Origin of the sequence: Variovorax sp., from assembly GCF_035634955.1 — a bacterium.
In the GTDB taxonomy this organism is placed as follows: domain Bacteria; phylum Pseudomonadota; class Gammaproteobacteria; order Burkholderiales; family Burkholderiaceae_C; genus Variovorax.
In genome coordinates, this window is record NZ_DASQBZ010000007.1 from 234,658 (window position 1) to 261,590 (window position 26,933).

The following is a 26,933-nucleotide window of genomic DNA, read 5'->3' on the forward strand; positions in this document are numbered from 1 at the left end:
GCCAATGCCGGACAGTCCTGTCAGTGATTCGCTGACGCCCGGCGCAAGGGTGATGTCCTACGGTGACAAGGCCTGACCGGCTGCATCGGACTCACCATGAATCAACGACTCGAAACGAACCCGCCAACGCGCGGTGGGTGGCTGCGCGCCCCGCTGGGCGTCCTCTTCATCCTCGGCGGCCTGGCATTGGCCGGCTTTGGTGCGTGGCTCGTCGTCCTGGGCGGCAATGCGTACTACGTCGTCTGCGGCGTGGTGCTACTCGTCGACGGCGTAATGCTGTGGCGGCGGCGGCCGATGGCCTTGTGGGTGTTTGCGCTGCTCCTGGTGGGCACCCTGGCATGGGCATTGTGGGAGGTCGGCCTGGACTGGTGGCCGCTGGCGGCCCGGCTCGACGTGCTTTTCGTGCTCGGCCTGTTGTTGCTGACGCCGTGGGTGCGCCGTGGCTTGTGGCCGGCCGACCGGATGGACGCCGACGGGCTGGCCAGCCCGCCGCGCGCCGGCATGCCCGGACGCGGGGGCGCGCTCGCGCTGGGCATCGTCGCCCTGGCGTGCATTGGCGTCGCCGGCATGTCGATGCTGCGGGATCCGCACCAGATTGCGGGGCAGTTCGACTTTGCAGCGCCCGCGGGCGGAGCTCAGCCAGCGGCAGGCGACAGCGGGGCCGTGCCGCCGGGAGAATGGCATGCCTACGGGCGCACGGCGGCCGGACAGCGCTACTCCCCGCTGGCGCGCATCACGCCGGACAACGCAAGCCGCCTGCAGAAGGTGTGGGAGTTCCACACGGGCGACGTGCGCGGCAGGCCCGGCGATCCCGAGGAAACGACGTACGAGGTGACGCCGCTGAAGGTGGGCAACCGGCTCTACCTGTGCACGCCACACCAGTCCGTCATCGCGCTAGACGCGACCACGGGCGCACAGGTCTGGCGTCGCGAACTCGGCCTGCCGACGGGCCTTGCGCTGCAGCACCTGACCTGCCGCGGCCTGTCCTATGCGCCCGCCGCAGCCGGTGCCGCGGCCGTGCCGCCGGCCACCAACGCCAACGCGGAAGCGGCGGCGCCGCCCCCGGGTGGCGCGCCGTCGCCGTGCGGCGACCGCCTTTTCATGGCCACGCCCGACGGTCGCCTGCTGGCGATGAATGCACGCGACGGCCGCGCCTGCCCCGGCTTCGGGGAAGGCGGTGCGATCGATCTCAAGGCCAACATGCCGAACTCGACGCCCGGCTCCTACTACTCGACCTCGCCGGTGGTGGTCACGCGCCGTGCAATCGTCGTCGGAGGCACCGTGCTGGACAACGTGTCGACGCAGGAGGAATCGGGCGTGGTACGCGCCTTCGACATCGACACCGGCCGCCTGCTGTGGAACTGGGACTCGGGCAATCCCGAGGCCACGGAGCCGATCGCGCCGGGCAAGACGTACACCGCGAACTCCCCCAACAGCTGGTCTGCAGCGAGCGTGGACGAATCGCTGGGCCTGGTCTACCTGCCAATCGGAAATCAGCCGCCGGACCAATGGGGCGGCCACCGCAGCCCGGCCGTGGAGACGTATTCCTCGTCGGTGGTGGCGCTCGACCTGGCCACCGGCAAGGTGCGCTGGCATTTCCAGGCGGCGCACCACGACCTGTGGGACTACGACGTGCCGGCGCAGCCCTCGCTGGTGGATCTGCGCCGCGGCGACCAGACGGTGCCGGCACTGGTGCAGCCGACCAAGCAGGGCGAGTTGTTCGTGCTCGATCGCCGCACCGGGGAGCCGCTGCTGCCGGTGACCGAGACGCCTGCGCCAGGCGGGGCTGCGCCCGGCGACCACACGGCCGCAACGCAACCCGTCTCGGCGCTGTCGTTCGCGCCCAAGCCGCTGACCGGCGCCGACATGTGGGGCGCCACGCTGGCCGACCAGCTGGCCTGCCGCATCGCCTTCCATCGGCTGCGCTACCAGGGCCGCTTCACGCCGCCGAGCGAGCAGGGCACGCTGGTGTATCCCGGCAACTTCGGCGTCTTCAACTGGGGCGCGGTCGCCGTCGACCCGCAGCACCAGGTGGTGTTCGCCACGCCGACGTACCTGGCCTTCGTGCAGCGCCTGGTCCCGCGGCCGGACGCCAAGGCGCTGGTCGTCAACAAGGAGGCGCCCAAGGACGGCCTGCCGGCCCTCAACGAGAACTTCGGCGCGCCGTACGGGGCCGAAATGCATCCGTTCCTGTCGCCGCTGGGCATTCCATGCCAGGCGCCGCCGTGGGGGTACGTCGCCGGTGCCGACCTGAACACCGGCAAGATCGTGTGGCGTCACCGCAATGGCACGGTGCGCGACCTGGCGCCGGTGCCTCTGCCGTTCCGTATGGGCGTGCCCGGGATCGGCGGGCCGATCATCACGGCCGGCGGCGTCGCCTTCTATTCCGGCAGCCTGGACAACTACGTGAGGGCCTATGCGTTGGCCGACGGGCGACAGCTGTGGCACGCCCGGCTGCCGGCCGGCGGACAGGCCACGCCGATGACCTACCTGGGTGAAGACGGGCGCCAGTACCTGCTGGTGGTGGCCGGCGGCCACGGCTCCACGGGCACCAAGGCGGGCGATTCGGTCATCGCCTATGCGGTGCCGGCAGGCGGCCAGTGAAAGGGAAGGGGCTCAGAGCACGGTCAGCAGAGCGGCCAGTGCCAGCAGCCCCACCGCAACCACGAAGGCGGTGCGTGGCGCCAGGCCGCGGCTCATGAAGGAGCGATCGACGGTGCAATCCTGCAGGTGCGAAGCGAGCGGGTCGAAATCGCTGTCGACGAAGTCAATGCGAGAGAAGGTGAAAGGGCGGGGCGTCGACATCGGGATGAGTCCAGCAAGGGAGCGCGGGGCGCGGACCGGATCATTCCGGGCTCGGATGAGAGCCTAGCCGCCGGCGGCCCCGGCCCGGGGCCGAAGGTTTCCCTTGATCGTGTAGGCCGAGGCTGACTCCGCCGAAGGCAGAGTCCACCGTTTGCGCGCCCGCAACGGGTTCGCGGCACCCGCGCGCTTCTTCGAGCGGTCAGGCCTGCGCTGCCACCAGCGTCCGGCGCAGGCGGGCGCTGCCGCCGTCGACCAGCACCACCAGCACGAACATGGCGCCGATGACGGTGGCCGCCTGTGCCTGCTGGAACAGCGAGAGGTGGAAGTAGAGCATCTGGCCCAGGCCGCCCGCGCCGACGAAGCCGAGCGCCGCGGCCATGCGGATGTTCATTTCCCAGCGGTACAGGCCGTAGGCCAGCCACTGCGGCCATACCAGCGGCAGGCTGCCATAGGCCAGCGCGGCCGCGGCGCCGCTTCCGCCGAGGCGCAATGCCTGCTCGGGGGCGGGCGGCGCGTTCTCCAGCGCTTCGGCGAACAGGCGGCCCAGCACGCCGGACGTATGCAGCGCCAGCGCCAGCACGCCCGCGAACGGACCGAGCCCGGCCAGCAATACCATGAGCACGCCCCACACGAGCTCGGGCACGCTGCGCAGCAGGTTGAGGATGAAACGGGCCGCGGCGCGGGCCGGCAGGCCCCACCGGCCGGCCGCGGGCAGCGCCATCAGGGCGCCCGCGGCAAACGCCATCAACGTGCCAAGGGCGGACACCACCAGCGTTTGCACCGTGCCCCAGCCCACCTTGGCCAGAAAAGCCGGACTGAGGTCCGGCGGGAAGAACTCCGCCACGAAATGGGCCATGGACGCCAGCGCCTCGGCGGTGAAGAGCGCGCGCAGATCGAGGGCGAGCCATGCAAAGCTGGCCACGACGGCGGCGAGCACGCCGGCCAGCACGGCCATCCCCGCCCAGTTGCGGGCGGGGCGCACTGCGGGCGCTGGCGCGGAGGCCCTCATGCGAGCACCTTGCGCAGCACCGCGCTGATGCCGTCGGCCAGCAGTACCAGCAGCAGGAACACGACGAGGATGGCGCTGGTCTCGCCGCCGTTGAGCATCTTCATCGACTGGTCCATCAACTGGCCCAGGCCGCCGGCACCGACGAAGCCCATGACGACCGAGGCGCGCACCGCGCATTCCCATCGATACACGGTGTACGAGGCCAGTTCCTGCGCCGCGCCGGGCAGCAGGCCATAACCCAATGCGGCGATTCGGCCGCTGCCGGCTTCGAGCAGGGCGCGCGCCGGCCGCGTGTCGCCCGACTCGAGGATCTCGGCGTAGACCTTGCCCAGCATGCCGCCGTAGGTAATGGCCAGCGCCAGCACGCCGGCGGCCGGGCCCAGGCCGAATGCGCGCACGAACAGGAGGGCCCAGACCACCTCGGGGCAGGCACGGAACACCGTCAGCACCAAACGCGCGCCGGCACGCAGGGCGGCGGCCGGCCCGCGTCCGGCGCCCGGGCCGATGCGCGAGATCGACAGCGAGCGCGTCACCACCAGCGCCAGCGGCACCGCCAGCACGAAGGCCAGGGCCATGCCGGCGGTGGCCATCGCCAGCGTCTCCAGCGTGGCACGCGCCAGCAGGCTCAGGAAGCCGGCATCGGTGGCGGGCGGGAAGAAGCCGGCCAGGAAGCCGCCCATCACGCCGAGGCTGGTGGCGTCGAACAGGGCGGCCGGGTTGAACTGCGCGATGTGCAGCGCCGGCCACAGCAGCGCCAGCGCCAGCACCAGCGCGGTCAGGCGGCCGCGCGCGAGCGGATCGCGTGGCTGCGCCATCGTGCGAGCCGTCATCGGCACATCAGCTCGGGCGCCGGTACGTCGGCGGCGCGGGCGCTGCCGTCGAGGTCGTCCGGCGCCGGCGCCCGTTCGCCAGCGTAGAGCCGCTGCAGCATCTCGCGGGTCACTTCGCCGCGCGGCAGGTCGAAGACGACGCGGCCGTCGCGCATGCCGACGATGCGGTCGAACCAGCGCAGCGCCAGGTCGAGCGCATGCAGCGAGGCCACCAGCGTGGCGCCGGCGTGCTCGCACTGGGCGACCAGCTCGCGCAGGGCGCCGTCGGCGCTGGCCGGGTCCAGTGCCGACACCGGCTCGTCCGCGAGGATCAACGCCGGTGCCTGGTAGAGCACCCGTGCGATGCCGATGCGCTGCAGCTGGCCGCCGGACAGGCGGTCGCACCGGTCGAACAACCGGTCGGCCAGGTCGAGCCGTGCCAGCGCCGCCTGCGCGCCAGCGCTGTCGAGCGGATGGAGCAGCGAGGCGATCGCCCGCCAGGCCGGCCACCGGCCCAGCCGCCCCGCCAGGACCGCCGAGACCACGCGCAGGCGCGGCGGCAGCGGCGCGGCCTGGTGGACCATGCCGATGCGGGCACGCAACGCGCGCAGCTGGCGCGGCGCCAGGCGCCAGGGCGATTCGTCCAGCACCGTCAGCCCGCCTTGCGAGGGCCGCAGCGACGTGCCGGCGACGCGCAGCAAGGTGGTCTTGCCGGCGCCGGACGGGCCGATCACGGCCAGCCGTTCGCCGCGCGCCACGCGCAGGCTCACGCCGTCGAGCGCGCGATGGCCGTTCGGATGCACCAGCGTGATGTCGCGCAGTTCAAGCATGCAGGGCCGCCTGGTGGGTGCGCTACTTGATCAGGCCGGCGGACTTGCCGGCGGCCTCGATGCCGTCGTAGTTCGATGCCTGCGTCGGAATGAAGCGGCTGGCGCGTTGCAGCCCGAGGATTTCCTTGTGGTCCGGGTTCGACGCGTCGAGCGCCAGGAAGGCATCGGTCAGCTTGCGCGTCAGGGCCGGGTCGAGCCCGGGGCGCACCGTCCAGTTGTAGTCGAAGTAGGTCGGCGTGGTGGCCAGCACCCGCACCTTGAGCGCGTTCGGGTTCTTCTGCTCGACCAGCTTGTCCCAGACCGACGCGTTGAGCACGCCGGCCTCGGCGCGGCCCGAGGCGACGAAGGCCACGGTGGCATCGTGCGCGCCCGAGTAGGCGACGGTCTTGAAGTCGCGCTCGGGATTGATGCCGTCCTGCATGAGGAAGTAGCGTGGCATCAGGCTGCCCGACGTCGAGGACGGCGCGCCGAAGGCGAAGGTGGCGCCCTTGAGGTCCTTGAGCGTCTTGGCGGTACTGCTGGCCGGCACGATGAACTTGCTGGTGAAGACCGCATCCTCGGCGCGCTGCACGATCGGCACGGCGCCGCCGTCGGTGCGCTTTTTCGCCTGCACGAACGTGAAGCCGCCGAGCCAGGCCAGGTCGATCTTGTTCGTGGCCAGGCCCTCGACGACCGCGGCGTAGTCGGTCACGGGTGTGAACTGCACCGGCAGCCCGGTGGCCTTTTGCAGGTAGTCGCCCAGCGGCTTGAACTTGCGTTGCAGTTCGGTCGGAGCCTCGTCCGGAATGGCGGAGACCCGCAGCACGGTGGTCGGCGCCGATTGCGCATGCGCGGGCAGGCCCAATGCATGGGCCAGCACGAGGGCCAGCGCGCCCTGGAGAAGTTGTCGCTTCATGGGAAATTCTGTGGAGTCGGGAAGGGGTGCCCGGAATCGGGGGGCCGACGAAGTTGCCGGCCTCGTTGCCGCGTCCTTGAGAAAGCGGCCGGCCGGGCGTTGCGCCCGCATTATTCCCGATCGGGCAGCCGGGGCGGCGCGTGGCGGCGTGCCGGAGCCCTGGAAAGTTCGGGTTTCCCTGGGGCCGGCTCGCTGCGCGCGGCGGTCGGCGCATCGGAGAATCGCCCCGATGAAAACTTCGCTCGCACTGCTCGCCGGCACGATGCTCGCATCGCCGGCCCTCGCCCAGAACGGCACCGCAACGCCGACCTTGCCGACGGTGACGGTCACCACCCCGCGCGGTGCCGCTCCCCCGCTGACGGTGCCGGCGTCGGTGGACGCCGTGCAGGGCGAGCAGCTGCGCAACGCGCAGATGCAGGTCAACCTGTCCGAGTCGCTGGGCGGCGTGCCGGGCCTGCAGATCCAGAACCGCCAGAACTACGCGCAGGACCTCCAGTTGTCGGTGCGCGGCTTCGGCGCCCGCTCGACGTTCGGCGTGCGCGGCGTGCGCATCTATGTCGACGGCGTGCCGGCGACCATGCCCGACGGGCAGGGTCAGACCTCGAACATCGACATCGGCACCGCCGACCGGGTCGAGGTGCTGCGCGGGCCGTTCTCTGCGCTGTACGGCAATTCCTCCGGCGGCGTGGTGCAGGTCTTCACCGAGGACGGCGAAGGGCCGCCGCAACTGGGCTTCGGCGTCGCCGGCGGCAGCTTCGGCAGCTGGCGCGAGAGCCTGCAGCTCGGCGGCTCCAGCGGCCCGGTGAGCTACACCCTGGGCGGGAGCCATTTCGAGACCGACGGCTTTCGCGACCACAGCGCGGCGGAGCGCAGCATCGTCAACGGCAAGGTCGGTATCCAGCTCGGCGACGACAGCAAGCTCACCCTGGTGATGAACGGGGTCCGCGTGAGGGCGGACGACCCGCTGGGCCTGACGCCCGCGCAGTATGCGCAGGACCCGCGCAGCGCCGCCCTGGCCGAACAGTACGACACGCGCAAGACGGTCGACCAGATGCAGGCCGGCGCGATCTACGAACGGCGGCTCAATGCCGACAACGACCTGCGGCTGATGGTCTATGCCGGCGAGCGCAGCACCACCCAGTTCCAGTCGATTCCGCCGTCGGCGCAACTGGCGGCCACGAGTGCCGGCGGCGTGATCGACCTCAAGCGCAACTACGCCGGCCTGGACGCGCGCTGGACCACGCGCGGGCAGCTGGCCGGACGGCCGCTCGAGGTGGCCACCGGCCTGGCCTACGACAACCTCGACGAGAACCGCCGGGGCTACAACAACTTCATCGGCAGTCCCACCGCCCCCACGCTTGGCGTGGAAGGCCGCCTGCGGCGCGACGAATCGAACAACGTCCACAACCTCGACCCCTACGTCCAGGGCCAGTGGCAGTTCGCCGATCGCTGGACGCTGGAGGCAGGGCTGCGCTACAGCACCGTCGACTTCGATTCCACCGACCATTACATCCAGCCGGGCAACGGCGACGACAGCGGCTCGGCGAGCTACGACAAGGTGCTTCCCGTGGTCGCGCTTCGCTACGCGCCCACCCGGGATCTGTCGCTGTACGGAACCTGGGGCCGCGGCTACGAGACGCCCACGCTCAACGAGCTGTCCTACCGGCCGGACGGGCAAAGCGGATTCAATTTCGCGCTGCAGCCTTCCACCAGCGACAACCTGGAGCTCGGGGCCAAGGCCCGCGTGGGCGATGGCCTTTTCACGGCGGCCGTGTTCCACACGCGCACCGCCGACGAGATCGTCACCAACAGCAGCAGCGGCGGACGCTCGACCTTCCGGAATGCGCCAAGCACCGAGCGCAACGGCCTCGAACTCGGCTGGCTGCACGAGACGGCCAGCCACTGGCGCACGCAACTGGCCTACACCTGGCTGCGGGCGCGCTACAGCGACGCCTTCTGTTCGCCGCTGCCGTGCAGCGGAAGCAATCAGGTGGCCGACGGCAACCAGCTGCCGGGCGTGGCGCCGCAGTCGTTCTTCGCGAGCTTCGGCTACGTGCCGCCGCAAGGCTGGCGCGCCGGCGCGGAAGTGCGGGCGATGGCGGGCATCGACGCGAACGACCTCAACACGGTCAGCGTACCGGGCTACGCGGTGGCGTCGCTGTATGCCGGCTACCTGCTCAACTGGGACCGCTGGGCCTTCAACGTCTTCGCGCGCCTGGACAACCTGTTCGACAAGCAGTACGTGGGCTCGGTCATCGTCAACGAGAGCAATGGCCGGTACATCGAGCCGGCACCGGGCCGCAGCTGGATGGCCGGCGTGGGCGCCACGTACCAGTTCTGAATCCCTCATGGCGTCGCGGCTGATGGACTTCGGCGAGCATCGATGCCGCTGGGTCCGCAGCCGCAGGATAGACGCATGGAAATCACGGAGTTTGCCGATCGCGCCGATGCCGGCAGCCACCTGGCAGCCCGCCTGGCCGACCTGCGTGGCCAGCCCGGCCTGATCGTGCTGGCCCTGCCGCGCGGCGGCGTGCCGGTGGCCGCCGCGGTGGCGCAGGCGCTGCAGGCTCCGCTGGACGTGCTGGTGGTGCGCAAGCTCGGCTTTCCGCACAACGAGGAAGTGGCACTCGGCGCGCTGGCGTCGGGCGGCGTCCTGGTGCGCACCGACGTGCCGGGCGCGGCATCGGTGGACGAGGCTTACTGGCGCGCGGTGATCGAGCGCGAGCAGGCCGAGCTGCAGCGGCGCGAGCGCAGCTATCGCGGCGATCGGCCCTGGCCTGCGCTGTCGGGCCGCACCGTGCTGCTGGTCGACGATGGCCTGGCCACCGGCGCGACCATGCTGGCGGCGGTGCGGGCCGTGCAGGCCCAGGCGCCGGCGCGCGTGGTGGTGGCGGTACCGGTGGCGTCGCCCGAGGCGGTGCAGCTGCTGGCCGCCGAAGCCAACGAGGTGCGCACCGTCGTCACCCCCGCGCACTTTCGCGCCGTCGGCCTGTGGTACCGGGATTTCACGCAGACCACCGACGAGCAGGTGCTGGCTGCGCTGGGGACGAGCGGGCCGCGCCCCTGAGGCGCGGGCGCGCCCGCCCGCGAACCGACGCCCGCGCTTACAGCCCGGCGGCGGCGCGCAGCGCTGCCGCCTTGTCGGTGCGCTCCCAGGTGAATTCGGGCTCGTCGCGGCCGAAGTGGCCGTAGGCGGCCGTCTTGGAGTAGATCGGGCGCAGGAGGTCGAGCATCTGGATGATGCCCTTGGGCCGCAGGTCGAAATGCTCCTGCACCAGCTCGGCCAGCTTGGCGTCGGAGATGACGCCGGTGCCTTCGGTGTAGATCGTGATGTTCATCGGCCGCGCCACGCCGATGGCGTAGGCCACCTGGATCTGGCATTGCCGCGCCAGCCCGGCCGCCACGATGTTCTTGGCCACGTAGCGCGCCGCATACGCGGCCGAGCGGTCCACCTTGCTCGGGTCCTTGCCCGAGAAGGCGCCGCCACCGTGCGGGCAGGCGCCGCCGTAGGTGTCGACGATGATCTTGCGCCCGGTCAGGCCGCAGTCGCCCTGCGGACCGCCGACGACGAAGCGGCCGGTCGGGTTGATCAGGTACTTGGTTTCCTTGAGCCACTCGGCCGGCAGCACCGGCTTGATGATCTCCTCGATGATGGCCTCGTTGAAGCTGGCCTTCATCTTGGTGGGCGACTCGCTCTGGTCGGGGCTGTGCTGCGTCGACAGGACCACCGTGTCGATGCTGTGCGGTTTGCCGTCCACATAGCGCATCGTCACCTGGCTCTTGGCGTCCGGACGCAGGAACGGCAGGCGGCCGTCCTTGCGCAGCTGTGCCTGGCGCTCGACCAGCCGGTGTGCGTAGTAGATGGGCGCGGGCATCAGCTCGGGGGTCTCGTCGCAGGCGTAGCCGAACATGAGCCCCTGGTCGCCGGCGCCGGTGTTCAGGTGGTCGTCGCTGGCGTGGTCGACGCCCTGGGCGATGTCGTTGCTCTGCTTGTCGTAGGCCACCAGTACCGCGCAGCCCTTGTAGTCGATGCCGTACTCGGTGTTGTCGTAGCCGATGCGCTTGATGGTGTCGCGTGCGACCTGGATGTAGTCGACGTGCGCGTTGGTGGTGATCTCGCCGGCGAGCACCACCAGGCCGGTGTTGCACAGCGTCTCGGCGGCCACGCGCGAACGGGGGTCCTGCGCGAAGATGGCATCCAGGATGGCGTCGGACACCTGGTCGGCCACCTTGTCGGGATGGCCTTCGGAGACGGATTCGGAGGTGAAGAGGAAGTCGCTCGCCATTTGCTTGAAGCTCCTTGTGAACCTAGGCTGGTGGATCGGCGCGTTGCCTGGCCTGGGGGAGCTCTGGCGAACGCTTTAGCAGTCTTGTTTAGAGTCGCCCTGCAAGTAGTTCAATAACTCGGCGACAATTTGCATTCTATAGAAGAACGATGAGCCGAGTTGCGCCCGCGCCTGTGCGGCGCACGGCACGTGCACCGGGCCTTGCCCTGCCGTCCTTTCACCCAATTTTTGCCCGGATGCCTGCCTTTTTCCGTTTGCTCGCCCGTGTCCCGCTGCCGCTGATGCAGCGGCTGGGCATCGTGTTGGGCTGGCTGGTGTGGTGGGGCTCGGCCGGCTATCGGCGCCGCTTCAGGAGCAACGCGCAGGCTGCCGGCCTGACGCCGGCGCAGTACCGCCCGGCCATCGCCGCTGCCGGCATGGCGCTGGCGGAGCTGCCCTGGCTCTGGATGCGGCCGAAGGGCGAGAGCGTGTTGCCGCGCGTCGCAAGCTGGAGCGGCCTGGACGCGGTGGAGGCGGCACTGGCGGCGCGCCAGGGCGTGATCATGTTCACGCCGCACATCGGCTGCTGGGAACTGCTGGCGCAGGCGATGGCCGAACGCTACGTGGATCGCTTCGGCCCGCTCACCGCACTGTATCGCCCGGCGCGCAAGGCCTGGATGGCGCCGCTGGTGGACGGCTCGCGCGACCGCCGCGGCCTGAACATGCTGCCCACGACCACATCAGGCGTGCGCGGCCTGCTGCGCGCGCTCAAGAAGGGCGGCTATACCGGCCTGCTGCCGGACCAGGTGCCGCCGCAGGGCCAGGGCGTGTGGGCGCCGTTCCTGGGTCGGCCGGCCTACACCATGACGCTGCTGCCGCGGCTGGCGCAGCAGACGGGCGCACCGGTGTTCATGGGCTGGTGCGAACGCCTGGCGCCGGGCCAGGGCTTCGACATCCATTTCGAGCGTATCGACGATCCGGCCCTGTCCAGTACGAAGGTGCCGCTCGAGGACGCCGCCGCCGTCATCAACCAGCACATCGAACGGCTGATCTACCGGTTGCCCGGTCAGTACGTCTGGGACTATGCGCGCCACAAGGCCCCGCGCGCCGAGATGGAGGTCGGCGAGTGAGTCTCTCGGCACGCCTTGGCATCGGGTTCATGAAGGTCCTGGCGCACTTGCCGCTGCCGGCGCTGCGCGCCTTCGGCGCCGGCCTGGGGCATCTGCTGTACTGGGTGGCACGGCCGCGGCGCAAGGTCGTGGACCGCAATCTCGAGGTATGCCTGCCTTCACTGTCGCGCGAGGAGCGCCGCCGCATCGCGCGCCAGACATTCGTCTACGTCGCGCAGTCGTGGCTCGACCGCAGCTGGCTGTGGCATGCGCCGCGCGAAGTCGTGCAGGCGCGGCTGGATGTGCGCGGCGCTCCGCGCGACCTGCAGGAACTGGCCAGCGGCAATCGGGCGGTGATCCTGTTCGCGCCGCACTTCTACGGGCTGGATGCGGCCGCCACCGCATTGACGATGAAGATGGCGCGCCCGTCGATGACCATCTACACCACCCAGCGCGACCCGATGATCAACGAATGGGCGCGCGTGGGGCGCACCCGGTTCGGCAACGTCACCGCGCTGGAGCGGACCGACGGGGTCAAGCCGGTGCTGCATCGCCTGCGCCGCGGCGAAGTCCTGTACCTGCTGCCGGACATGGATTTCGGCCCCAGCCAGTCGATCTTCGTGCCGTTCTTCGGCGTGCCGGCGGCGACCGTGCCTTCGCTCTCGCGCTTCGCGCAACTGGGGCGCGCCATCGTCATGCCGGTGGTCTCGCGCCTGACGCCCGGCGGCTACGAGATCGACCTGCTGCCGCCGTGGGACGACTTTCCCACCGGCGACATCGAGGTCGACACGGCCCGCATGAACCGCGAACTCGAAGGCTACATTCGCGCCATGCCGTCGCAGTACTACTGGGTGCATCGGCGTTTCAAGACCCGGCCCGAAGGCGCGCCGAGCGTCTATTGAATCAGCCGCGCACGAACTGCCCGATGCGCAGGGCCACGGCCGCCGGTTGCTCGTGCACGACCCAGTGGGTCGCGCCGGCGAGCTTCTCGATCTGCAGGTCCGGCACGTAGTCCTGCAGCCCGTCGAGCAGGCCTGGCAGCAGCGCGACGTCGTCCATGGCCCAGAGCACCAGCGTCGGCACGTCGACCGTCAGGCGCTCGCGCGGGATGTCGGGGTAGGTCGGCGCGGGCTCGCCGGGCGCCGCCGGCTTGAGCGGCGTGACGCGGTAGAGGTTCAGGGCGCCGGTCAGGCCGGCGTCCCACACCTGCCGGTACCGGGCCTTCACGTCTTCGGTCAGCCAGCCATGGCCGTCGGCGCCGGCGCCCATGCCCAGGAAGAACGGCCACATGCGGCGGTAGTCGTCTTCGGCCAGCAGGTGCTCCGCGTCCGGGCGCGCCAGGAAGGTCATGTAGGCGCTGGCCTCCTGCTGCGCCGGGTTGTCCCGCAATTCGCGCAGGAATGTCCCGGGATGCGGCGAATTGATGATGACCAGCCGGCCCAGCCGCTCCGGCCGGGCGTTGGCCAGGCCCCAGCCGAAGGCGCCGCCCCAGTCGTGCGCGACCAGCGTGTCGATGTGGCCGCCGGCGGCTTCGGTGTCCGCCAGCGCGAGCACGTCCTGGACCAGCAGGTGGGCCCGGTAGGCCTGCACCTCGGCCGGGGCGCTGGATTTCTCGAAGCCGCGCAGGTTGGGGGCGACGCAGCGGAATCCGCCGTGTTCAGGGCTGGCGAAATATTCGAGCAGGTCGTCCCAGATGAAGGCCGCCTCGGGAAACCCGTGCAGGAAGAGCATCAGGGGCCGTCCCGGTTCCCCGGCGGCGCGGCAACTGAGCGTGATGCCGTGCGGCAGCGCGCGCTGGAATGTCTCGATCATGCGAAGTCTCCGAAGGGGCCGCTCACTCGGCAACGAGTCAGGGCGCCGCTTCGGGACCTCCGGTTGTCGGGGGCGTTCCCGCGGCGGCGGCCCCTGCGTCGGGGTGCGCCCATTGCCAGAGCAGTTCGGCGACCGCGTCGACGCCCTGGCGCTTGAGTGCGGAGAAGAGTTTGACCTCTCCGCCGCCGGCCTGCAGTCGCGTGATGGACAGCACCTTGTTGGCCTCGACGCGCGACAGCTTGTCGGCCTTGGTCAGCAGCACCAGGAACTTGAGCCCTTCCTCCACCCGCGGGCGGATCAGTTCCAGCAGGAGTTCGTCGAGTTCGGTCAGGCCCAGGCGGGGGTCGCACATCAGCACGATGCCGCGCAGGCTGGGCCGCGTGGCCAGGTAGTTGCCCATCACGCGCTGCCAGCGGTGCTTGGCTTCCTGCGGCACGGCGGCATAGCCGTAGCCGGGCAGGTCGGCCAGCACGGCGTCGTCGACCTGGCCCTTGCCCACGCCGAACAGGTTGATGTGCTGCGTGCGTCCCGGCGTCTTGGACGCGTAGGCCAGGCGCTTTTGCTGGGTGAGGGTGTTGATGGCGGTGGACTTGCCGGCGTTGGATCGGCCGACGAAGGCGATCTCGGGCAGGTCGAGCGTCGGCAGCAGGTCGAGTTGCGGCGCGCTGAGCAGGAAATGCGCGGTATGAAGCCAACCCAGTGCTTCGCGCGCACGGCCGGCATCGGGGCTGCGACCGGCGGCCGTGGGGGGGAGCGAAGCAGTCATTGAGGGTTTTCCATAGAAGGGTGCATTGTAGAATCGTGAGGTTTTGCGTCCTAAAACCAACCCCTCGATATGAAGTCGCTTGTCAACGTTCTGCGTGCGGCCTTGGTAGCTGCAACCGCCCTTGCCAGTGTCAGTGTCAGTTTCGGGGCCGACGAGGCCGCACCGGCTGCCGCGCAAGCGAAGGTGGCCAAACCCGATCCGGCCAAGGGAGACACGATCTTCAACGCGACGCCGCAAAACAGCCAGAGCTGCGCTTCCTGCCACAACGCCGACGGCAACTCGGCCATCGCGGCCAACCCCAAGCTGGCCGGGCAGCATCCCGAGTACATTCTCAAGCAGCTCGAGGACTTCAAGTCGGGCAAGCGCAAGAGCGCCATCATGAAGCCCCTGGCCTCGGCCCTGAGCGACGAGGACATGCGCAACGTTGCATGGTTCGTGGGCAGCAAGACCATGAAGCCCGGCTTTGCCAAGGAGAAGGACCTGGTTTCCCTGGGCGAGAAGATCTACCGCGGCGGCATCGCCGACCGCCAGGTGCCCGCCTGCGCTGGTTGCCACAGCCCCAACGGCGCCGGCAATCCCGCGCAGTACCCGCGCCTGGGCGGCCAGCACGCGGACTATACCCACGCCCAACTGGTGGCGTTCCGCGACGGCGTGCGGCTGAACAACCCGGTCATGAACTCGGTGGCAGCCAAGCTGAACGACCGCGAAATCAAGGCCGTGGCAGACTACATCGCCGGCCTGCGCTGACGCGGGCGGCGCCCGCCGAGGCGCCGTGCCAATGAACTAACCGCCACACAACAAACCCAAGAAGGCGGGCCGATCCCACACCGGATCGCCCGCCTTTCGCCTTTTCCAGGCAGTTCCGGAAGCTTTCATTCTCATGTCGGTGTCCACCCACGGCATTCGCGTCCATCGCGGCCCGCACGCCTGGCGCATGGCGGTGGAGCTGCTGTCGTCGATGCGTTTTGCCATCGCGCTGCTGACGGTCATCTGCATCGCCTCGATCATCGGCACCGTGCTCAAGCAGCACGAGCCGGCGGCGAACTACGTCAACCAGTTCGGGCCGTTCTGGTCGCAGGTCTTCCTCAAGGCCCAGCTGGATGCGATCTACAGCGCCTGGTGGTTCCTGCTGATCCTGCTGTTCCTGGTCGTCAGCACGTCGTTGTGCATCACGCGCAATGCGCCGCACATCCTGCGCGAGCTGCGCACCGTCAAGGAGGACATCCGGGCCAGCAGCCTGCGCGCCTTCGGACACCGGGCGCAGGCGGTGCTGCCCGGCGAGTCGCCGGAGGCGGCGGCCGCGCGCATCGGCCGCCTGCTGGCTGGCGGCGGCTGGAAGGTCAAGCTGCAGCGCCGCGACGCGCCGCCCGGCGCTGCGGTGGCCGAGCCCGCCGGCTGGATGGTGGCCGCGCGCACCGGCGGTGCCCACAAGCTGGGCTACCTGGCGGCGCACAGCGCGGTGGTGCTGGTGTGCATCGGCGGCCTGCTCGATGGCGACCTCGTGGTGCGCGCGCAGACGTGGTTCAACGGTAAGAGCGTCTATACCGGCGGCGGGCTGATCTCGGACGTGGCGCCGACGCATCGGCTGTCGCCGACCAACCCCACCTTCCGCGGCAACATCCTGGTGCCCGAAGGCCAGCGCGCCAGCGTCGCCATCCTGAACCAGTCCGACGGCGTCCTGCTGCAGGAGCTGCCTTTCTCGATCGAGCTGAAGAAGTTCATCGTCGACTACTACTCCACGGGCATGCCCAAGCTGTTCGCCAGCGAGGTCGTCCTGCACGACCTGGCCACCGGCGAGCAGGTGCCGGCACGCATCGAGGTCAATCACCCGGCCAGCTACAAGGGCGTGGAGATCTACCAGTCGAGCTTCGACGACGGCGGATCCAGCGTCAGGCTCAAGGCCGTGCCGATCAACGCTGCCGCCAAGCCCTTCGAGGTGGAGGGCACGATCGGAACGAGCAAGCAGCTGACCAATGGCGACGAGCAACTCACGCTCGAGTTGACGTCCCTTCGCGTGATCAACGTCGAGAACATGGGCTCGCCCCAGGGCGGCAGCGCGGTCGACGTGCGCAAGGTCGACCTGGCCGGTGCGCTCGAGTCCCGGTTGGGCGCGGCCAACAAGTCGGCCCGTCCGCTGGAGTTGCGCAACGTGGGGCCGAGCATCGGCTACAAGCTGCGCGACGCCGCCGGCCAGGCGCGCGAGTTCCAGAACTACATGCTGCCGGTCGACATGGGCGACGGGCAGGCGGTCTACCTTCTGGGGGTGCGCGACCGGCCGGAAGATGCATTCCGCTACCTGCGCGTGCCTGTCGATGAGAACGGCTCGATGGACGGTTTCATTCGCCTGCGCACCGCGCTGCAGGATCCGGCGCTGCGCGAGCGGGCAGTGGCGCGCTACGTCGCGCGCAACGCGGACGACCGCCGCCCCGAGATGGCGGCGCAACTGCGCGATTCGGCATTGCGCGCGATGGCACTTTTCGCCGGAGCCGAACCCGCCCGCGAAGGCGCCGCCACGCGCGGCGGCTGGCAGGCCATTGCCGAATTCATGGAAGCCAACGTTCCCGAGGCCGAGCGCGAACGAGCCGCCGGCGTCCTCACGCGCATCCTCAACGACGTGCTGTTCGAACTGGTCAACATCAGCCGTGAAGGTGCCGGGCTGGCGGACCTGCCGGCCGACGGCAAGACCCAGGCCTACCTGACCCAGGCCGTGCTGGCCCTGAGCGACGCCTTCTTCTACCCGGCACCCGTGGCCATGATGCTGGCGGACTTCAAGCAGGTGCAGGCCAGCGTGTTCCAGGTCGCGCGGGCACCGGGCAAGCGGGTCGTGTACCTCGGCTGCCTGTTGCTGATCGTGGGCATTTTTGCCATGCTCTACGTGCGTGAGCGCAGGGTCTGGATCTGGCTCGCACCGGCCGCAGGGCCGGATAGCGCGGGCGGCAGCGCGGCCACGATGGCGCTGTCGGTCAACCGCAAGACCCTCGACAACGATCGCGAATTCGAGCAGCTGGCGCAACGCCTGCTCGGTATCCAGAAGAAGGACCCGGCGCCATGACGACGACCACCACGACCCTGACCTTGCACGACAGCTGGCTGTCGCGCCGCAACGCCTTCGACTGGGTGTTCGGTGCGCTGGTAGTGATCGGCGGGCTGTTCGCATTTGCCCGCTATGTCGGCCACATGGACATCTACGAGAAGGTGATCCTGCTGGCGGCCATTCCGGCGGTGCTCTGGCTTGGGTGGTTCTGGCGCCCGTTGGCGGTGCTCGGCCTGGTCGTCGCGGCCGCCTCGCTGCTGGCGATCGCGTCGTACCACGGCGACCTGGCGCGCGCCGACACCGTGTTCTGGCTCAAATATTTCCTGTCGAGCCAGTCGGCCATCCTCTGGATGAGCGTGCTGTTCTTCATGAGCACGATCTTCTACTGGCTGGGCTTCTTCACCCGCTCCCGCTCGGGCGCCATGGAGCTGATCGGCTCGCGCATGGCCTGGGCGGCGGTGACCATGGCCTTGATCGGCACCATGGTGCGCTGGTACGAGAGCCACCAGCTCGGCCCGGACATCGGCCACATTCCGGTCAGCAACCTGTACGAGGTGTTCGTCCTGTTCTGCTGGATCACCACGGCGTTCTACCTGTACTTCGAGGCGCGCTACCGCACCCGTGCGCTGGGCGCCTTCGTCATGCTGGTGGTCAGCGCCGCCGTCGGCTTCCTGCTGTGGTACACGCTGGTGCGCGACGCGCAGCAGATCCAGCCGCTGGTGCCGGCGCTGCAAAGCTGGTGGATGAAGCTGCACGTGCCGGCCAACTTCATCGGCTACGGCACCTTTGCCTTGTCGGCCATGGTGGCCCTGGCCTATCTCATCAAGCAGCAGGCCGACGAGACCCGCTGGTACAGGCTGACGCCGCTGTGGCTGCTGGGCATCGCACTTTGCTTCGTGCCGGTGGCCTTCCGCCAGCGCGCCCAGGAGGCGGGCGGCAGCTACTGGCTGGTGTACGCGGCCATCGCCGCGCTGATCATGGGCGGCATCCTGCTGGGCCGGCGGCGCATCGCCGAGCGGCTGCCGCGGCTGGAAGTGCTCGACGACGTGATGTACAAGGCCATCACGGTAGGGTTTGCCTTCTTCACCATCGCCACCGTGCTGGGCGCGCTGTGGGCGGCCGACGCCTGGGGCGGCTACTGGAGCTGGGACCCGAAGGAAACCTGGGCCCTCATCGTCTGGCTCAACTACGCCGCCTGGCTGCACATGCGCCTGGTCAAGGGCTTGCGCGGGACGGTCGCCGCCTGGTGGGCGCTGGTCGGCCTGGGGGTGACCACCTTCGCATTTCTCGGCGTCAACATGTTCCTGAGCGGCTTGCACAGCTACGGTACGCTGTAGGACGGCGGTCGCGGGCGGCCGGCCCGAGGGAACCGATTGGCGGCGTGGTGTAACCAACGTCCTTTCTGTCGCGAACTAACTGGCGACCCCTGATTCAAGGCTAAAGAGGCGACCCATGTTGATTCCATCCCGAGATCGCGGCTTCCAGATCCCTTCCGGCGAGATCACGCCGCGCAGGCTGTACGAGGAACGCCGTGAATTCCTGCGCCTGCTGGCCACGGGCGCAGCGGGTGCTACGCTGGCCGGCTGGGCAGGGCGCGACGCCCTGGCGGCCACCGCGGCCCCAGGCAAGCTGCCGGCGCTGGCTTCGGTGCCATCCAAGGTCGCCGGCGCCCAGACCATGGAGGCCGTGACCGACTACAAGGACGCGTCGAGCTACAACAACTTCTACGAGTTCGGCACCGACAAGAGCGACCCGGCGCGCAATGCCCATACGCTCAAGACGCGGCCGTGGACCGTGGAGGTCGAGGGCCTGGTGAACAAGCCGGGCAAGTTCGGCATCGAGGACCTGCTCAAGCTCAGTGCGCAGGAAGAGCGCATCTATCGACTGCGCTGTGTCGAGGGTTGGTCGATGGTCATTCCCTGGATCGGCTACTCGCTGTCCGAGCTGATCAGGAAGGTCGAGCCGCAAGGCAGCGCCAAGTACGTCGAGTTCGTCACCCTGGCCGACCCCAAGACCATGCCCTACGTGGGCTCGCGCGTGCTGGACTGGCCCTACGCCGAAGGCCTGCGCATGGACGAGGCGATGCACCCGCTGACGCTGCTGTCGTTCGGCATGTATGGCGAGGTATTGCCCAACCAGAACGGCGCCCCGGTGCGCCTGGTGGTGCCCTGGAAGTACGGCTTCAAGTCGGCCAAGTCGATCGTCAAGATCCGCTTCGTCGAGAAGGAGCCCGGCACGGCATGGAACAAGGCCGCTGCCAACGAGTACGGCTTCTACTCCAACGTCAATCCCGACGTCGACCATCCGCGCTGGAGCCAGGCCACCGAGCGGCGCATCGGCGAGCCTGGCGGCCTGTTCGCCAAGCGGCGCAAGACGCTCATGTTCAACGGCTACGAGCCGCAGGTGGGCCAGCTCTACGCCGGCATGGACCTGAAGAAGTTCTATTGATCCGGGGCCGGCCATGAACAAGCTCCTGCTGCACAAGGCAGGCAAGCCGGTCGTTTTCCTGCTGAGCCTGCTGCCGTTCGCCTGGCTGGTGTGGGGTGCCTTCACCGGCGGGCTCGGTGCCAACCCGGCCGAATACCTGGTGCGCGCCACCGGCGACTGGACGCTGCGCTTCCTGTGCATCGTGCTGGCGGTGACGCCGTTGCGCGTCATGGCGGGCCTGCCGGGGCTGGCGCGCTACCGGCGCATGCTCGGGCTGTTCGTCTACTTCTATGTCTGCCTGCACTTCCTGTCGTACGCGTGGTTCGACATGGGACTCGACCTGCCCTCGATCGTGAAGGACATCGCCAAGCGGCCGTTCATCCTCGTGGGATTCACCGCCTTCGTGCTGCTCACGCCGCTGGCCGCCACGTCCTTCAACCGCGCGATCAAGGCGCTGGGCGTGCGCCGCTGGCAGTGGCTGCACAAGCTGGTGTACCTGATCGCCGGACTGGGGCTGCTGCATTTCTTCTGGATGCGAGCCGGCAAGAACAACTTCGCCGAAGTGTTCGTCTACGCCGCCATCATCGGCGTGCTGCTCGGCTGGCGTGCCTGGCATGCGCTCGGGCGTCGGCGCGCCACGGCGGCTGCGGCGTCCACTGGGGCGGCGCCGACGCGGGCCGTGCGCGTGCAGCCCGGCAAGTAGCCGGGTGCGCACCGGGCCACCGCGCCGCCGGCGCCGGGCCCGCGCGCAGGTCAGCGAAACGCGGACGGGTCGGCGACGGATTCGCTGCGCAGCTGGTCCTGCACGGTTTCGCGCTGGCGGATCAGGGCGGCGCGCTCGCCACTGACCAGCACCTCGGCCGCGCGATTGCGCGTGTTGTAGTTGCTCGACATGCTCATGCAGTAGGCACCGGCGGACAGCACGGCCAGCAGGTCTCCGGCGCGCACGTCCAGCTCGCGGTCGCGGCCGAGCCAGTCGCCGCTCTCGCACACCGGACCGACCACGTCGTAGCGCCGCGGCGCGCCGTGGCCGCCGGCGTCGACCGCCTCGATGCGGTGGAAGGCCTGGTACATCGCCGGCCGCGGCAGGTCGTTCATCGCCGCGTCGACGATGCAGAAGTTGTGCTCTTCGCCCGGCTTGGTGAACAGGACCTCGGTGACGCAGACCCCGGCATTGCCCACCAGCGAGCGCCCGGGCTCGATGATGAGCTTGCGGTCGCCGAATCCGCGCGCGTCGAGGCGGGCCAGCAGCTGGCGCCACAGGTCGTCGGCCGCCGGCGGCGTGTCGCCGTTGTAGTCGATGCCCAGGCCACCGCCGAAGTCGATGTGCGCCAGCCGGATGCCGGCGGCCTCGATGGCCGTGACCAGGTCCAGCACGCGCTCCATGGCGTCCAGATAGGGCGCCGCTTCGGTGATCTGCGAGCCGATGTGGCAGTCGATGCCCGTGACCTCCAGGCCCGGCAGGGCGGCGGCATGGCGGTAGGCATGCAGGGCGCGGCTGTGCGCGATGCCGAACTTGTTGCCCTTCAGGCCGGTGGAAATGTAGGGGTGGGTCTTCGGATCGACGTCCGGATTGATGCGGATGCTCACTTTGGCGCGCGCGCCGTGCGCCAGTGCCACTTCGTTGAGCACGTCGAGCTCTTCCTCGCTCTCGACATTGAAGCAGCCGATGCCCGCGGCGAGCGCGGCACGCATCTCCGGCCGGCTCTTGCCGACGCCCGAGAAGATGATCTTGGAAGGCTCGGCGCCGGCTGCCAGCGCGCGCGCCAGTTCACCGCCCGAGACGATGTCGAACCCGCAGCCAGCCTGTGCGAACACGTGCAGGATCCCCAGCGAGGAGTTCGCCTTCATGGCATAGCAGACCAGCGCGTCGCGCCCGGCGAAGCCGCGCCGGTAGGCGGCGAGCGCGTCGAGCATCCATTGCTTCGAATACACGAACAGGGGCGTGCCGTGCTCGCGCGCCAGCGCTGCCAGCGGGACGCCTTCCACCCAGAGCTGGCCATCGCGGCGCGCCACGTGGGGCTGGCCGGGGAGGGCGGTGGTGTCGGAGGGACTCTTGGTCATCGGGCTGCCTTTGGCCAGTGGCCGGTTGCGGGGGCGCTTTCGGGTGCGGGTGCGGCGCTCACGGCCTGCTCCCGGTTGCCTTGCCGTCGTTGGCGGGTTTTTGCGCGTCGGTGTTCTTGGGCGGTTGCGCCGGATCGGGCGTTGCCGGCGGCTGCGCCGCGGGCGCGCCGCCGGGGATCAGCAACTGCGGCAGCGTGGCGCGCTGCGCCGCTTCGGGCCCTGTCGGCAGGTAAAGCGGCCCGCGCTGGCCGCAGCCGCCGAGGCCGACCACGAGCGCGCCAAGGCCAACGACGCTCACTAGAATTTGACGAGCATTCAACATCACGAAATTGTAATGACCGACCTCGAATACATGGACCGCGCGGAGAAGGCCCTGGAATCCATCGAACGCTGGTGCGATCAACTCAATGACGAGACCGATGCCGACCTCGACAACCAGCGCGTCGGCGGCATGATCACCATCACCTTCGTCAACGGGAGCCAGCTCGTGGTGAACCTGCAGAAGCCCTTGCACGAGATCTGGCTGGCGGCGCGTTCGGGCGGCTATCACTACCGGTTCGACGGCCAGGCTTGGGTGGACACGAAGACCGGCCAGGAGTTCTTCGGCCAGTTGTCGCGCGAGGCGACGGCGCAGGCCGGCCGGGCGTTGCCTTTCGGCGCGGGGTGAGCCCGCCAGGCGCGGGCGCAGCGGCCGCCCGGCCGCCGCCGCGCGCCGTGTGATCAGTTGCGGAACAGGTCCAGGATGCGGTTGCGTTCGTCCTTGGGCGGAGCGACCGGCGCGTTTTCCGACGCGCCGAGTCCGGCCTCGGGGCCCGGCGCCACGGCAGGCTCGACGCCCAGGCCTTCGATGCCGCGTCCCGGCGTGTAGTCGTCGAAGTACCACTCGCCGCCGACACGCGTGACGCCCGCAGGCGGCGCCAGCTCGGCCACCTGCACGCCCTTGAGCGCGCTTTGCATGAAGTTGATCCAGATCGGCAGGCTCAGGCCGCCGCCGGTCTCCCGGTCGCCCAGGCTGCGCGGCGTGTCGTAGCCCATCCAGGCCACCGCGGTGAGGGTGGGCTGGAAGCCGGCGAACCAGGCGTCGAGCGAGTCGTTGGTGGTGCCGGTCTTGCCGTACAGGTCGGGGCGCTTGAGCTGGCGCTGGGCATTGGCCGCCGTGCCGGAGCGGGCGACTTCCTGCAGCAGGCTGTCCATGATGAAGGCGTTGCGCGCGGGGATCGCGCGCATGGTTTCGTTCAGCAGCGGCGGCTGCAGGTCGAGCAGCACCTTGCCGCGGTGATCGGTCACGCGGGTGATGAGCGCCGGATTGACGCGATAGCCGCCATTGGCGAAGACGGAGTAGCCCACCGCCAGCTGCATCGGCGTGACCGCCCCGGCGCCCAGGGCCATCGGCAGGTAGGCCGGATGCTTCTCGCGGTCGAAGCCGAAGTTGGTGATCCAGTCCTGCGCGTAGTGCGTGCCGATCGATTGGAGAATGCGGATCGACACCATGTTCTTCGACTTGGCCAGAGCGCGGCGCATGGACATGGGGCCGTCGAAACCGCCGCCATAGTTCTTCGGCTCCCAGGGCTGCCCACCGGTGGTGGACGCGTCGAAGAACAGCGGACCGTCGTTGATCACGGTCGAAGGCGTGAAGCCCTTTTCGAGCGCCGCCGAATAGATGAACGGCTTGAAGCTCGAGCCGGGCTGCCGCCACGCCTGCGTGACGTGGTTGAACTTGTTCTTGTAGAAGTCGAAGCCGCCGACCAGCGCCTTGATGGAACCGTCGCGCGGATCCATCGCCACGAAGGCGCCCTCGACCTCGGGCAATTGGGTGATTTCCCAGGCGTCCTTTGCGCCGCGCGCGACCCGGATCACGGCGCCCGGCACGATGCGGACCTTGGGCTGCGCCTTGGGCGCCAGGCCCGAGCGTGCCGGCCGCAAGCCGTCGCCTTCGATGCGGATGGTCTCGCCGTCGCCGCGCATGGCGACCACTTCCTTGGGCGACGCGGAGATCACCACGGCCGCCAGCACGTCGCCGTTGTCCGGGTGCTCGGCCAGCGCGTCGTCGACGGCCTCGTCGACGTCCTTGGGGTTCGAGGGTAGCTCGATGAACTTCTCCGGGCCGCGATAGATCTGCTTGCGCTCGTAGTCCATGATGCCCTTGCGCAGGGCTTCGTAGGCGACCGCCTGGTCGACCGCGGTGATCGACGTGTAGACCTCGAGGCCGCGGGTGTAGGTTTCGTCGCCGTACTGGGCGTACATCATCTGCCGGACCATTTCGGCCACGTATTCCGCGTGCAGCCGATCGGGGTTGTTGCGTTCGCGCAGATGCAGGTGCTCGGCGCGGGCCGTCTGCGCCTGTGCCTCGGTGATGAAGCCGGCCTCGACCATTCTGTCGATCACGTACAGCTGCCGTGCACGCGCGCGGGTGGGATTGCTCACCGGGTTGTTGGCGCCGGGCGCCTTGGGCAGGCCGGCCAGCATGGCGGCCTCGGCGACGGTGATGTCCTTGAGCGGCTTGCCGAAATAGGCTTCGCTCGCGGCGGCGAAGCCGTAGGCGCGGTTGCCCAGGTAGATCTGGTTGAGATAGATCTCGAGGATCTGGTCCTTGCTCAACTGGTGCTCGAGCTTGAAGGTCAGGAGGATCTCGTAGATCTTGCGCGTGAAGGTCTTCTCGGAGCTCAGGTACACGTTGCGCGCGACCTGCATCGAGATGGTGGAGGCGCCCTGGCTCTTGACGCGGTTCAGGTTGGCCAGGCCGGCGCGCATGACGCCCTTGTAGTCGACGCCCCCGTGCGAATAGAAGCGCGAATCCTCGGCCGCCAGCACGGCGTCCTTCATGACCTGGGGAATGGTTCCGATGGGCGTGAGGTTGCGCCGCTCCTCGCCGAACTCGCCGATCAGCACGCCCTCTGATGAAAAGACGCGAAGCGGAAGCTTCGGCCGGTAGTCAGACAAATCCGACACATCGGGCAAGTTGGGATAGGCCACCGCCAGCGCCACCGCGATCATGCAGGCCGCTGCCGCCACGCCGGCTGCGGCGAGACCGAGGCACCACAGCACGATGCGCAGCACCCAGGTCAACCACGTAGGTCGCTTGGGTGGGGGGGCGGTGCGGGAGGGGGAGGGCGGCCCGGACGGGCGTTTTCTTTCAGGCATGTCGTCGGGCAGAGTCAGTGCGCATTATAAAAAGTGAGCCCGGGCGGACAGGTGAAACGGAACGGTAAGAACCAAGTACACGGAACAGGCGTTTAAGTTGCACCAAAGCACAATTACGTCACCTTTTGACAACGCTTGTTGCAAGTGCGCGGGAATGTCACTTGGTGCCGCGGAACCCTTTGGAATAGCATGTGCCAGCGCCGGAACTTTTACGCAAATCTTTCGTTTAGTTACAAACTCTGTCGGGACCAAACTTGGCTGCAATCGGATCGCTGTTTCGCCGTCAGCCCGCGCCACTGCTCGGGCTGGACGTCAGTTCTTCCAGTGTGAAGCTGGTCGAGCTCGGACGCGACGCGTCGGGCCAGTTGGTGCTCGAGCGTTGTGCGATCGAGCCTCTGGAGCGCGGCTGGATCACCGATGGTAACGTCGAGAAGTTCGACGAGGTCGCGGAGGCCGTCCGGCGCGTGGTGCGCAAGAGCGGCACGCGCACCAAGAATGCCGCGCTGGCATTGCCGCCGTCGGCGGTCATCACCAAGAAGATCGTCCTGCCCGGCGGCATGAGCGAGCAGGAGCTCGAGATCCAGGTCGAGTCCGAGGCCAACCAGTACATCCCGTTCTCGCTCGACGAGGTGAGCCTGGACTTCTGCGTGATCGGCCCGAGCAACCAGTCGGCCGGCGACGTCGAGGTGCTGATCGCCGCCTCGCGCAAGGAAAAGGTGCAGGACCGCCAGGGCCTGGCCGAAGCGGCCGGGTTGAAGGCGCTGATTCTCGACGTCGAGTCGTACGCGTCCCGGCTGGCGGCATCCCGCCTGATCGAGCAGTTGCCCGGCCAGGGGCAGGACGCTGTCGTCGCCCTGTTCGAAGTGGGCGCATCCACCACCAGCATGCAGGTCCTGCGCAACCAGGAGGTCCTGTACGACCGTGACCAGGCCTTCGGCGGCGCCCAGTTGACGCAGCTGATCGTGCGCCAGTACGGCTTCTCCATCGAGGAGGCCGAGACCAAGAAGCGCAATGGCGACCTGCCCGATGACTACGGCGCCGGCGTTCTCAAGCCGTTCGTGGCCAGCATCGCGCAGGAGATCGCGCGTGCGCTGCAATTCTTCTTTACAAGCACGCCCTACAACCGGGTGGACTATGTGCTCCTGGCCGGGGGTTCCGCGTCGCTGCCGGGCCTGACCAGCGCGGTGACCCGCCAGACCTCGTTCGCCTGCTCGCTCATCAATCCCTTCGAGGGCATGGGCGTGGCGGGGGGTATCCGGGAGAAAAAGGTGCGTCGCGAGGCGCCTTCCTACCTGACGTCCTGCGGCCTGGCGATGCGGAGGTTCACGCAGTGATCCTGATCAACCTGCTGCCGCACCGCGAGGCGTCGCGAAAGCGCCGGCGCGAGAACTTCTATGCCGCGCTGGGCGCTTCGGCGCTGGTGGGGCTGCTGCTGGCCGGCGTCGCCTACGTCTGGTTCGAGATGCAGACCTCCAGCCAGAACTCGCGCAACCAGTACCTGCAGTCGGCCATCACCAAGCTCGATTCCGAGATTCGCGAGATCTCGACGCTGCAGTCCGAGATCGCCGCGCTGCGTGCTCGTCAGCAGGCGGTCGAGGACCTGCAGGCGGACCGCAACATGCCGGTCTACCTGCTCAACGAGCTGGTCAAGCAAATGCCCGACGGCGTCTACCTGACGAGCATGAAGCAGGAAAACCAGGTCGTCACCCTGCGCGGCATGGCGCAGTCGAACGAACGCGTGTCCGAGTTGCTGCGCAACCTGGGCAACAACAGCCAGTGGCTCGACAAGGCGGACCTCGTCGAGATCACGGCCACCACGGTCACGCTCAGTCCTCGCGACCAGCGCCGGGTGGCGAACTTCACGATGCGTGTGGCCCTCAAGCGGCCCACGGACGTCAACAAGCCGGCGGCCGGCGCACCCGGCGCCAAGCCGGCGGCGGCCCCGGCCAAAGGCTAGGAGAAAGCGC

24 protein-coding genes are annotated in these 26,933 nt (G+C 69.0%); 13 read left to right on the forward strand and 11 right to left on the reverse strand.

The window, feature by feature from the left end; genetic code table 11:
* Positions 1–96: 96 nt before the first annotated feature.
* On the forward strand, positions 97–2,604 hold the full coding sequence (locus tag VES41_RS03220; protein ID WP_324812885.1) for a membrane-bound PQQ-dependent dehydrogenase, glucose/quinate/shikimate family: 2,508 nt from the start codon (positions 97–99) through the stop codon (positions 2,602–2,604).
* Positions 2,605–2,616: 12 nt separating this feature from the next.
* On the opposite strand, the gene VES41_RS03225 is transcribed toward VES41_RS03220, so the two are convergent.
* The 5 genes from VES41_RS03225 to VES41_RS03245 all read right to left on the reverse strand — a co-directional run bounded on the left by VES41_RS03225 (position 2,617) and on the right by VES41_RS03245 (position 6,348).
* Positions 2,617–2,805: a hypothetical protein gene (locus VES41_RS03225; protein ID WP_324812888.1), complete on the reverse strand. Its 189-nt coding sequence runs from the start codon at positions 2,803–2,805 to the stop codon at positions 2,617–2,619.
* Between the two features lie 199 nt (positions 2,806–3,004).
* Positions 3,005–3,814: a PhnE/PtxC family ABC transporter permease gene (locus VES41_RS03230; RefSeq protein ID WP_414719008.1), complete on the reverse strand. Its 810-nt coding sequence runs from the start codon at positions 3,812–3,814 to the stop codon at positions 3,005–3,007.
* On the reverse strand, positions 3,811–4,644 hold the full coding sequence (locus tag VES41_RS03235) for a PhnE/PtxC family ABC transporter permease (protein WP_324812891.1): 834 nt from the start codon (positions 4,642–4,644) through the stop codon (positions 3,811–3,813). Before VES41_RS03235 ends, VES41_RS03230 begins: the two co-directional genes overlap by 4 nt.
* Positions 4,641–5,453: a phosphonate ABC transporter ATP-binding protein gene (locus tag VES41_RS03240; RefSeq protein ID WP_324812896.1), complete on the reverse strand. Its 813-nt coding sequence runs from the start codon at positions 5,451–5,453 to the stop codon at positions 4,641–4,643. The genes VES41_RS03235 and VES41_RS03240 overlap by 4 nt, the downstream gene beginning before the upstream one ends.
* 22 nt (positions 5,454–5,475) lie before the next feature.
* A complete protein-coding gene (locus VES41_RS03245) occupies positions 5,476–6,348 on the reverse strand; it encodes a putative selenate ABC transporter substrate-binding protein (protein ID WP_324812899.1) in 873 nt (290 codons plus the stop codon).
* 229 nt (positions 6,349–6,577) lie between these two features.
* On the opposite strand from VES41_RS03245, the gene VES41_RS03250 reads away from it, so the two are divergent.
* Together VES41_RS03250 and VES41_RS03255 are read left to right on the forward strand one after the other, a co-directional pair.
* A complete protein-coding gene (locus VES41_RS03250; protein WP_414719009.1) occupies positions 6,578–8,689 on the forward strand; it encodes a TonB-dependent receptor domain-containing protein in 2,112 nt (703 codons plus the stop codon).
* Positions 8,690–8,764: 75 nt separating this feature from the next.
* Positions 8,765–9,415 carry a phosphoribosyltransferase gene (locus VES41_RS03255; RefSeq protein ID WP_324812902.1) on the forward strand — a complete coding sequence of 217 codons (651 nt, stop codon included), beginning with the start codon at positions 8,765–8,767 and terminating at the stop codon, positions 9,413–9,415.
* A gap of 37 nt (positions 9,416–9,452) precedes the next feature.
* Here the strand turns inward: VES41_RS03255 and metK are convergent, their stop codons facing one another.
* The gene (gene metK / locus VES41_RS03260; protein ID WP_324812905.1) at positions 9,453–10,634 is read right to left on the reverse strand and encodes a methionine adenosyltransferase; all 1,182 of its coding nucleotides are present in this window, start codon (positions 10,632–10,634) and stop codon (positions 9,453–9,455) included.
* A gap of 236 nt (positions 10,635–10,870) precedes the next feature.
* Here metK and VES41_RS03265 point away from each other — a divergent pair, with 236 nt between their 5' ends.
* Together VES41_RS03265 and VES41_RS03270 are read left to right on the forward strand one after the other, a co-directional pair.
* Positions 10,871–11,743 (forward strand): lysophospholipid acyltransferase family protein, encoded by an 873-nt coding sequence (locus VES41_RS03265; protein WP_324812908.1) that lies wholly within the window; start codon positions 10,871–10,873, stop codon positions 11,741–11,743.
* Entirely contained in the window at positions 11,740–12,624 is an 885-nt protein-coding gene (locus tag VES41_RS03270) for a lipid A biosynthesis acyltransferase (RefSeq protein ID WP_324812911.1), read from the forward strand. The genes VES41_RS03265 and VES41_RS03270 overlap by 4 nt, the downstream gene beginning before the upstream one ends.
* A gap of 1 nt (position 12,625) precedes the next feature.
* On the opposite strand, the gene VES41_RS03275 is transcribed toward VES41_RS03270, so the two are convergent.
* Both VES41_RS03275 and yihA read right to left on the reverse strand, forming a co-directional pair.
* Complete coding sequence (locus VES41_RS03275) at positions 12,626–13,534, reverse strand: alpha/beta fold hydrolase (RefSeq protein ID WP_324812914.1); 909 nt, start codon at positions 13,532–13,534, stop codon at positions 12,626–12,628.
* 37 nt (positions 13,535–13,571) lie between these two features.
* Positions 13,572–14,300 (reverse strand): ribosome biogenesis GTP-binding protein YihA/YsxC, encoded by a 729-nt coding sequence (gene yihA, locus VES41_RS03280; protein ID WP_324812917.1) that lies wholly within the window; start codon positions 14,298–14,300, stop codon positions 13,572–13,574.
* Positions 14,301–14,369: 69 nt separating this feature from the next.
* On the opposite strand from yihA, the gene VES41_RS03285 reads away from it, so the two are divergent.
* The 5 genes from VES41_RS03285 to VES41_RS03305 all read left to right on the forward strand — a co-directional run bounded on the left by VES41_RS03285 (position 14,370) and on the right by VES41_RS03305 (position 20,464).
* The gene (locus VES41_RS03285; RefSeq protein ID WP_324812920.1) at positions 14,370–15,047 is read left to right on the forward strand and encodes a c-type cytochrome; all 678 of its coding nucleotides are present in this window, start codon (positions 14,370–14,372) and stop codon (positions 15,045–15,047) included.
* Between the two features lie 133 nt (positions 15,048–15,180).
* A complete protein-coding gene (locus VES41_RS03290) occupies positions 15,181–17,352 on the forward strand; it encodes a cytochrome c biogenesis protein ResB (protein WP_324812922.1) in 2,172 nt (723 codons plus the stop codon).
* A complete protein-coding gene (gene ccsB / locus VES41_RS03295; RefSeq protein ID WP_324812925.1) occupies positions 17,349–18,671 on the forward strand; it encodes a c-type cytochrome biogenesis protein CcsB in 1,323 nt (440 codons plus the stop codon). Before VES41_RS03290 ends, ccsB begins: the two co-directional genes overlap by 4 nt.
* 115 nt (positions 18,672–18,786) lie before the next feature.
* A complete protein-coding gene (gene msrP, locus VES41_RS03300) occupies positions 18,787–19,782 on the forward strand; it encodes a protein-methionine-sulfoxide reductase catalytic subunit MsrP (protein ID WP_324812927.1) in 996 nt (331 codons plus the stop codon).
* Positions 19,783–19,795: 13 nt separating this feature from the next.
* A complete protein-coding gene (locus VES41_RS03305) occupies positions 19,796–20,464 on the forward strand; it encodes a protein-methionine-sulfoxide reductase heme-binding subunit MsrQ (RefSeq protein WP_324812930.1) in 669 nt (222 codons plus the stop codon).
* Between the two features lie 50 nt (positions 20,465–20,514).
* Here VES41_RS03305 and lysA read toward each other — a convergent pair whose 3' ends face one another.
* The gene (gene lysA / locus VES41_RS03310) at positions 20,515–21,825 is read right to left on the reverse strand and encodes a diaminopimelate decarboxylase (protein ID WP_324812933.1); all 1,311 of its coding nucleotides are present in this window, start codon (positions 21,823–21,825) and stop codon (positions 20,515–20,517) included.
* Positions 21,826–21,883: 58 nt separating this feature from the next.
* Positions 21,884–22,147, reverse strand: a complete 264-nt coding sequence (lptM, locus tag VES41_RS03315; protein ID WP_324812936.1) for an LPS translocon maturation chaperone LptM — start codon at positions 22,145–22,147, stop codon at positions 21,884–21,886.
* 12 nt (positions 22,148–22,159) lie between these two features.
* Here lptM and cyaY point away from each other — a divergent pair, with 12 nt between their 5' ends.
* Entirely contained in the window at positions 22,160–22,492 is a 333-nt protein-coding gene (cyaY, locus tag VES41_RS03320; RefSeq protein WP_324812938.1) for an iron donor protein CyaY, read from the forward strand.
* A 53-nt stretch (positions 22,493–22,545) separates the two neighbouring features.
* Here the strand turns inward: cyaY and VES41_RS03325 are convergent, their stop codons facing one another.
* Positions 22,546–24,966, reverse strand: a complete 2,421-nt coding sequence (locus VES41_RS03325) for a penicillin-binding protein 1A (RefSeq protein WP_324812941.1) — start codon at positions 24,964–24,966, stop codon at positions 22,546–22,548.
* A gap of 254 nt (positions 24,967–25,220) precedes the next feature.
* Between VES41_RS03325 and VES41_RS03330 the strand changes: the two genes are divergently transcribed.
* Together VES41_RS03330 and VES41_RS03335 are read left to right on the forward strand one after the other, a co-directional pair.
* Positions 25,221–26,300: a pilus assembly protein PilM gene (locus VES41_RS03330; RefSeq protein ID WP_324812944.1), complete on the forward strand. Its 1,080-nt coding sequence runs from the start codon at positions 25,221–25,223 to the stop codon at positions 26,298–26,300.
* On the forward strand, positions 26,297–26,923 hold the full coding sequence (locus VES41_RS03335; RefSeq protein WP_324812947.1) for a PilN domain-containing protein: 627 nt from the start codon (positions 26,297–26,299) through the stop codon (positions 26,921–26,923). The genes VES41_RS03330 and VES41_RS03335 overlap by 4 nt, the downstream gene beginning before the upstream one ends.
* The last annotated feature ends 10 nt before the right edge of the window (positions 26,924–26,933 follow it).

What these genes read in the sequence shown, in the direction of transcription:
- VES41_RS03220 (WP_324812885.1), top strand. Translation starts at nt 97, where the DNA reads ATGAATCAACGACTCGAAACGAACCCGCCAACGCGCGGTGGGTGGCTG.
- VES41_RS03225 (WP_324812888.1), bottom strand. Translation starts at nt 2,805, where the DNA reads ATGTCGACGCCCCGCCCTTTCACCTTCTCTCGCATTGACTTCGTCGAC.
- VES41_RS03230 (WP_414719008.1), bottom strand. Translation starts at nt 3,814, where the DNA reads ATGAGGGCCTCCGCGCCAGCGCCCGCAGTGCGCCCCGCCCGCAACTGG.
- VES41_RS03235 (WP_324812891.1), bottom strand. Translation starts at nt 4,644, where the DNA reads ATGACGGCTCGCACGATGGCGCAGCCACGCGATCCGCTCGCGCGCGGC.
- VES41_RS03240 (WP_324812896.1), bottom strand. Translation starts at nt 5,453, where the DNA reads ATGCTTGAACTGCGCGACATCACGCTGGTGCATCCGAACGGCCATCGC.
- VES41_RS03245 (WP_324812899.1), bottom strand. Translation starts at nt 6,348, where the DNA reads ATGAAGCGACAACTTCTCCAGGGCGCGCTGGCCCTCGTGCTGGCCCAT.
- VES41_RS03250 (WP_414719009.1), top strand. Translation starts at nt 6,578, where the DNA reads ATGAAAACTTCGCTCGCACTGCTCGCCGGCACGATGCTCGCATCGCCG.
- VES41_RS03255 (WP_324812902.1), top strand. Translation starts at nt 8,765, where the DNA reads ATGGAAATCACGGAGTTTGCCGATCGCGCCGATGCCGGCAGCCACCTG.
- metK (WP_324812905.1), bottom strand. Translation starts at nt 10,634, where the DNA reads ATGGCGAGCGACTTCCTCTTCACCTCCGAATCCGTCTCCGAAGGCCAT.
- VES41_RS03265 (WP_324812908.1), top strand. Translation starts at nt 10,871, where the DNA reads ATGCCTGCCTTTTTCCGTTTGCTCGCCCGTGTCCCGCTGCCGCTGATG.
- VES41_RS03275 (WP_324812914.1), bottom strand. Translation starts at nt 13,534, where the DNA reads ATGATCGAGACATTCCAGCGCGCGCTGCCGCACGGCATCACGCTCAGT.
- yihA (WP_324812917.1), bottom strand. Translation starts at nt 14,300, where the DNA reads ATGACTGCTTCGCTCCCCCCCACGGCCGCCGGTCGCAGCCCCGATGCC.
- VES41_RS03285 (WP_324812920.1), top strand. Translation starts at nt 14,370, where the DNA reads ATGAAGTCGCTTGTCAACGTTCTGCGTGCGGCCTTGGTAGCTGCAACC.
- VES41_RS03290 (WP_324812922.1), top strand. Translation starts at nt 15,181, where the DNA reads ATGTCGGTGTCCACCCACGGCATTCGCGTCCATCGCGGCCCGCACGCC.
- ccsB (WP_324812925.1), top strand. Translation starts at nt 17,349, where the DNA reads ATGACGACGACCACCACGACCCTGACCTTGCACGACAGCTGGCTGTCG.
- msrP (WP_324812927.1), top strand. Translation starts at nt 18,787, where the DNA reads ATGTTGATTCCATCCCGAGATCGCGGCTTCCAGATCCCTTCCGGCGAG.
- VES41_RS03305 (WP_324812930.1), top strand. Translation starts at nt 19,796, where the DNA reads ATGAACAAGCTCCTGCTGCACAAGGCAGGCAAGCCGGTCGTTTTCCTG.
- lysA (WP_324812933.1), bottom strand. Translation starts at nt 21,825, where the DNA reads ATGACCAAGAGTCCCTCCGACACCACCGCCCTCCCCGGCCAGCCCCAC.
- lptM (WP_324812936.1), bottom strand. Translation starts at nt 22,147, where the DNA reads ATGTTGAATGCTCGTCAAATTCTAGTGAGCGTCGTTGGCCTTGGCGCG.
- cyaY (WP_324812938.1), top strand. Translation starts at nt 22,160, where the DNA reads ATGACCGACCTCGAATACATGGACCGCGCGGAGAAGGCCCTGGAATCC.
- VES41_RS03325 (WP_324812941.1), bottom strand. Translation starts at nt 24,966, where the DNA reads ATGCCTGAAAGAAAACGCCCGTCCGGGCCGCCCTCCCCCTCCCGCACC.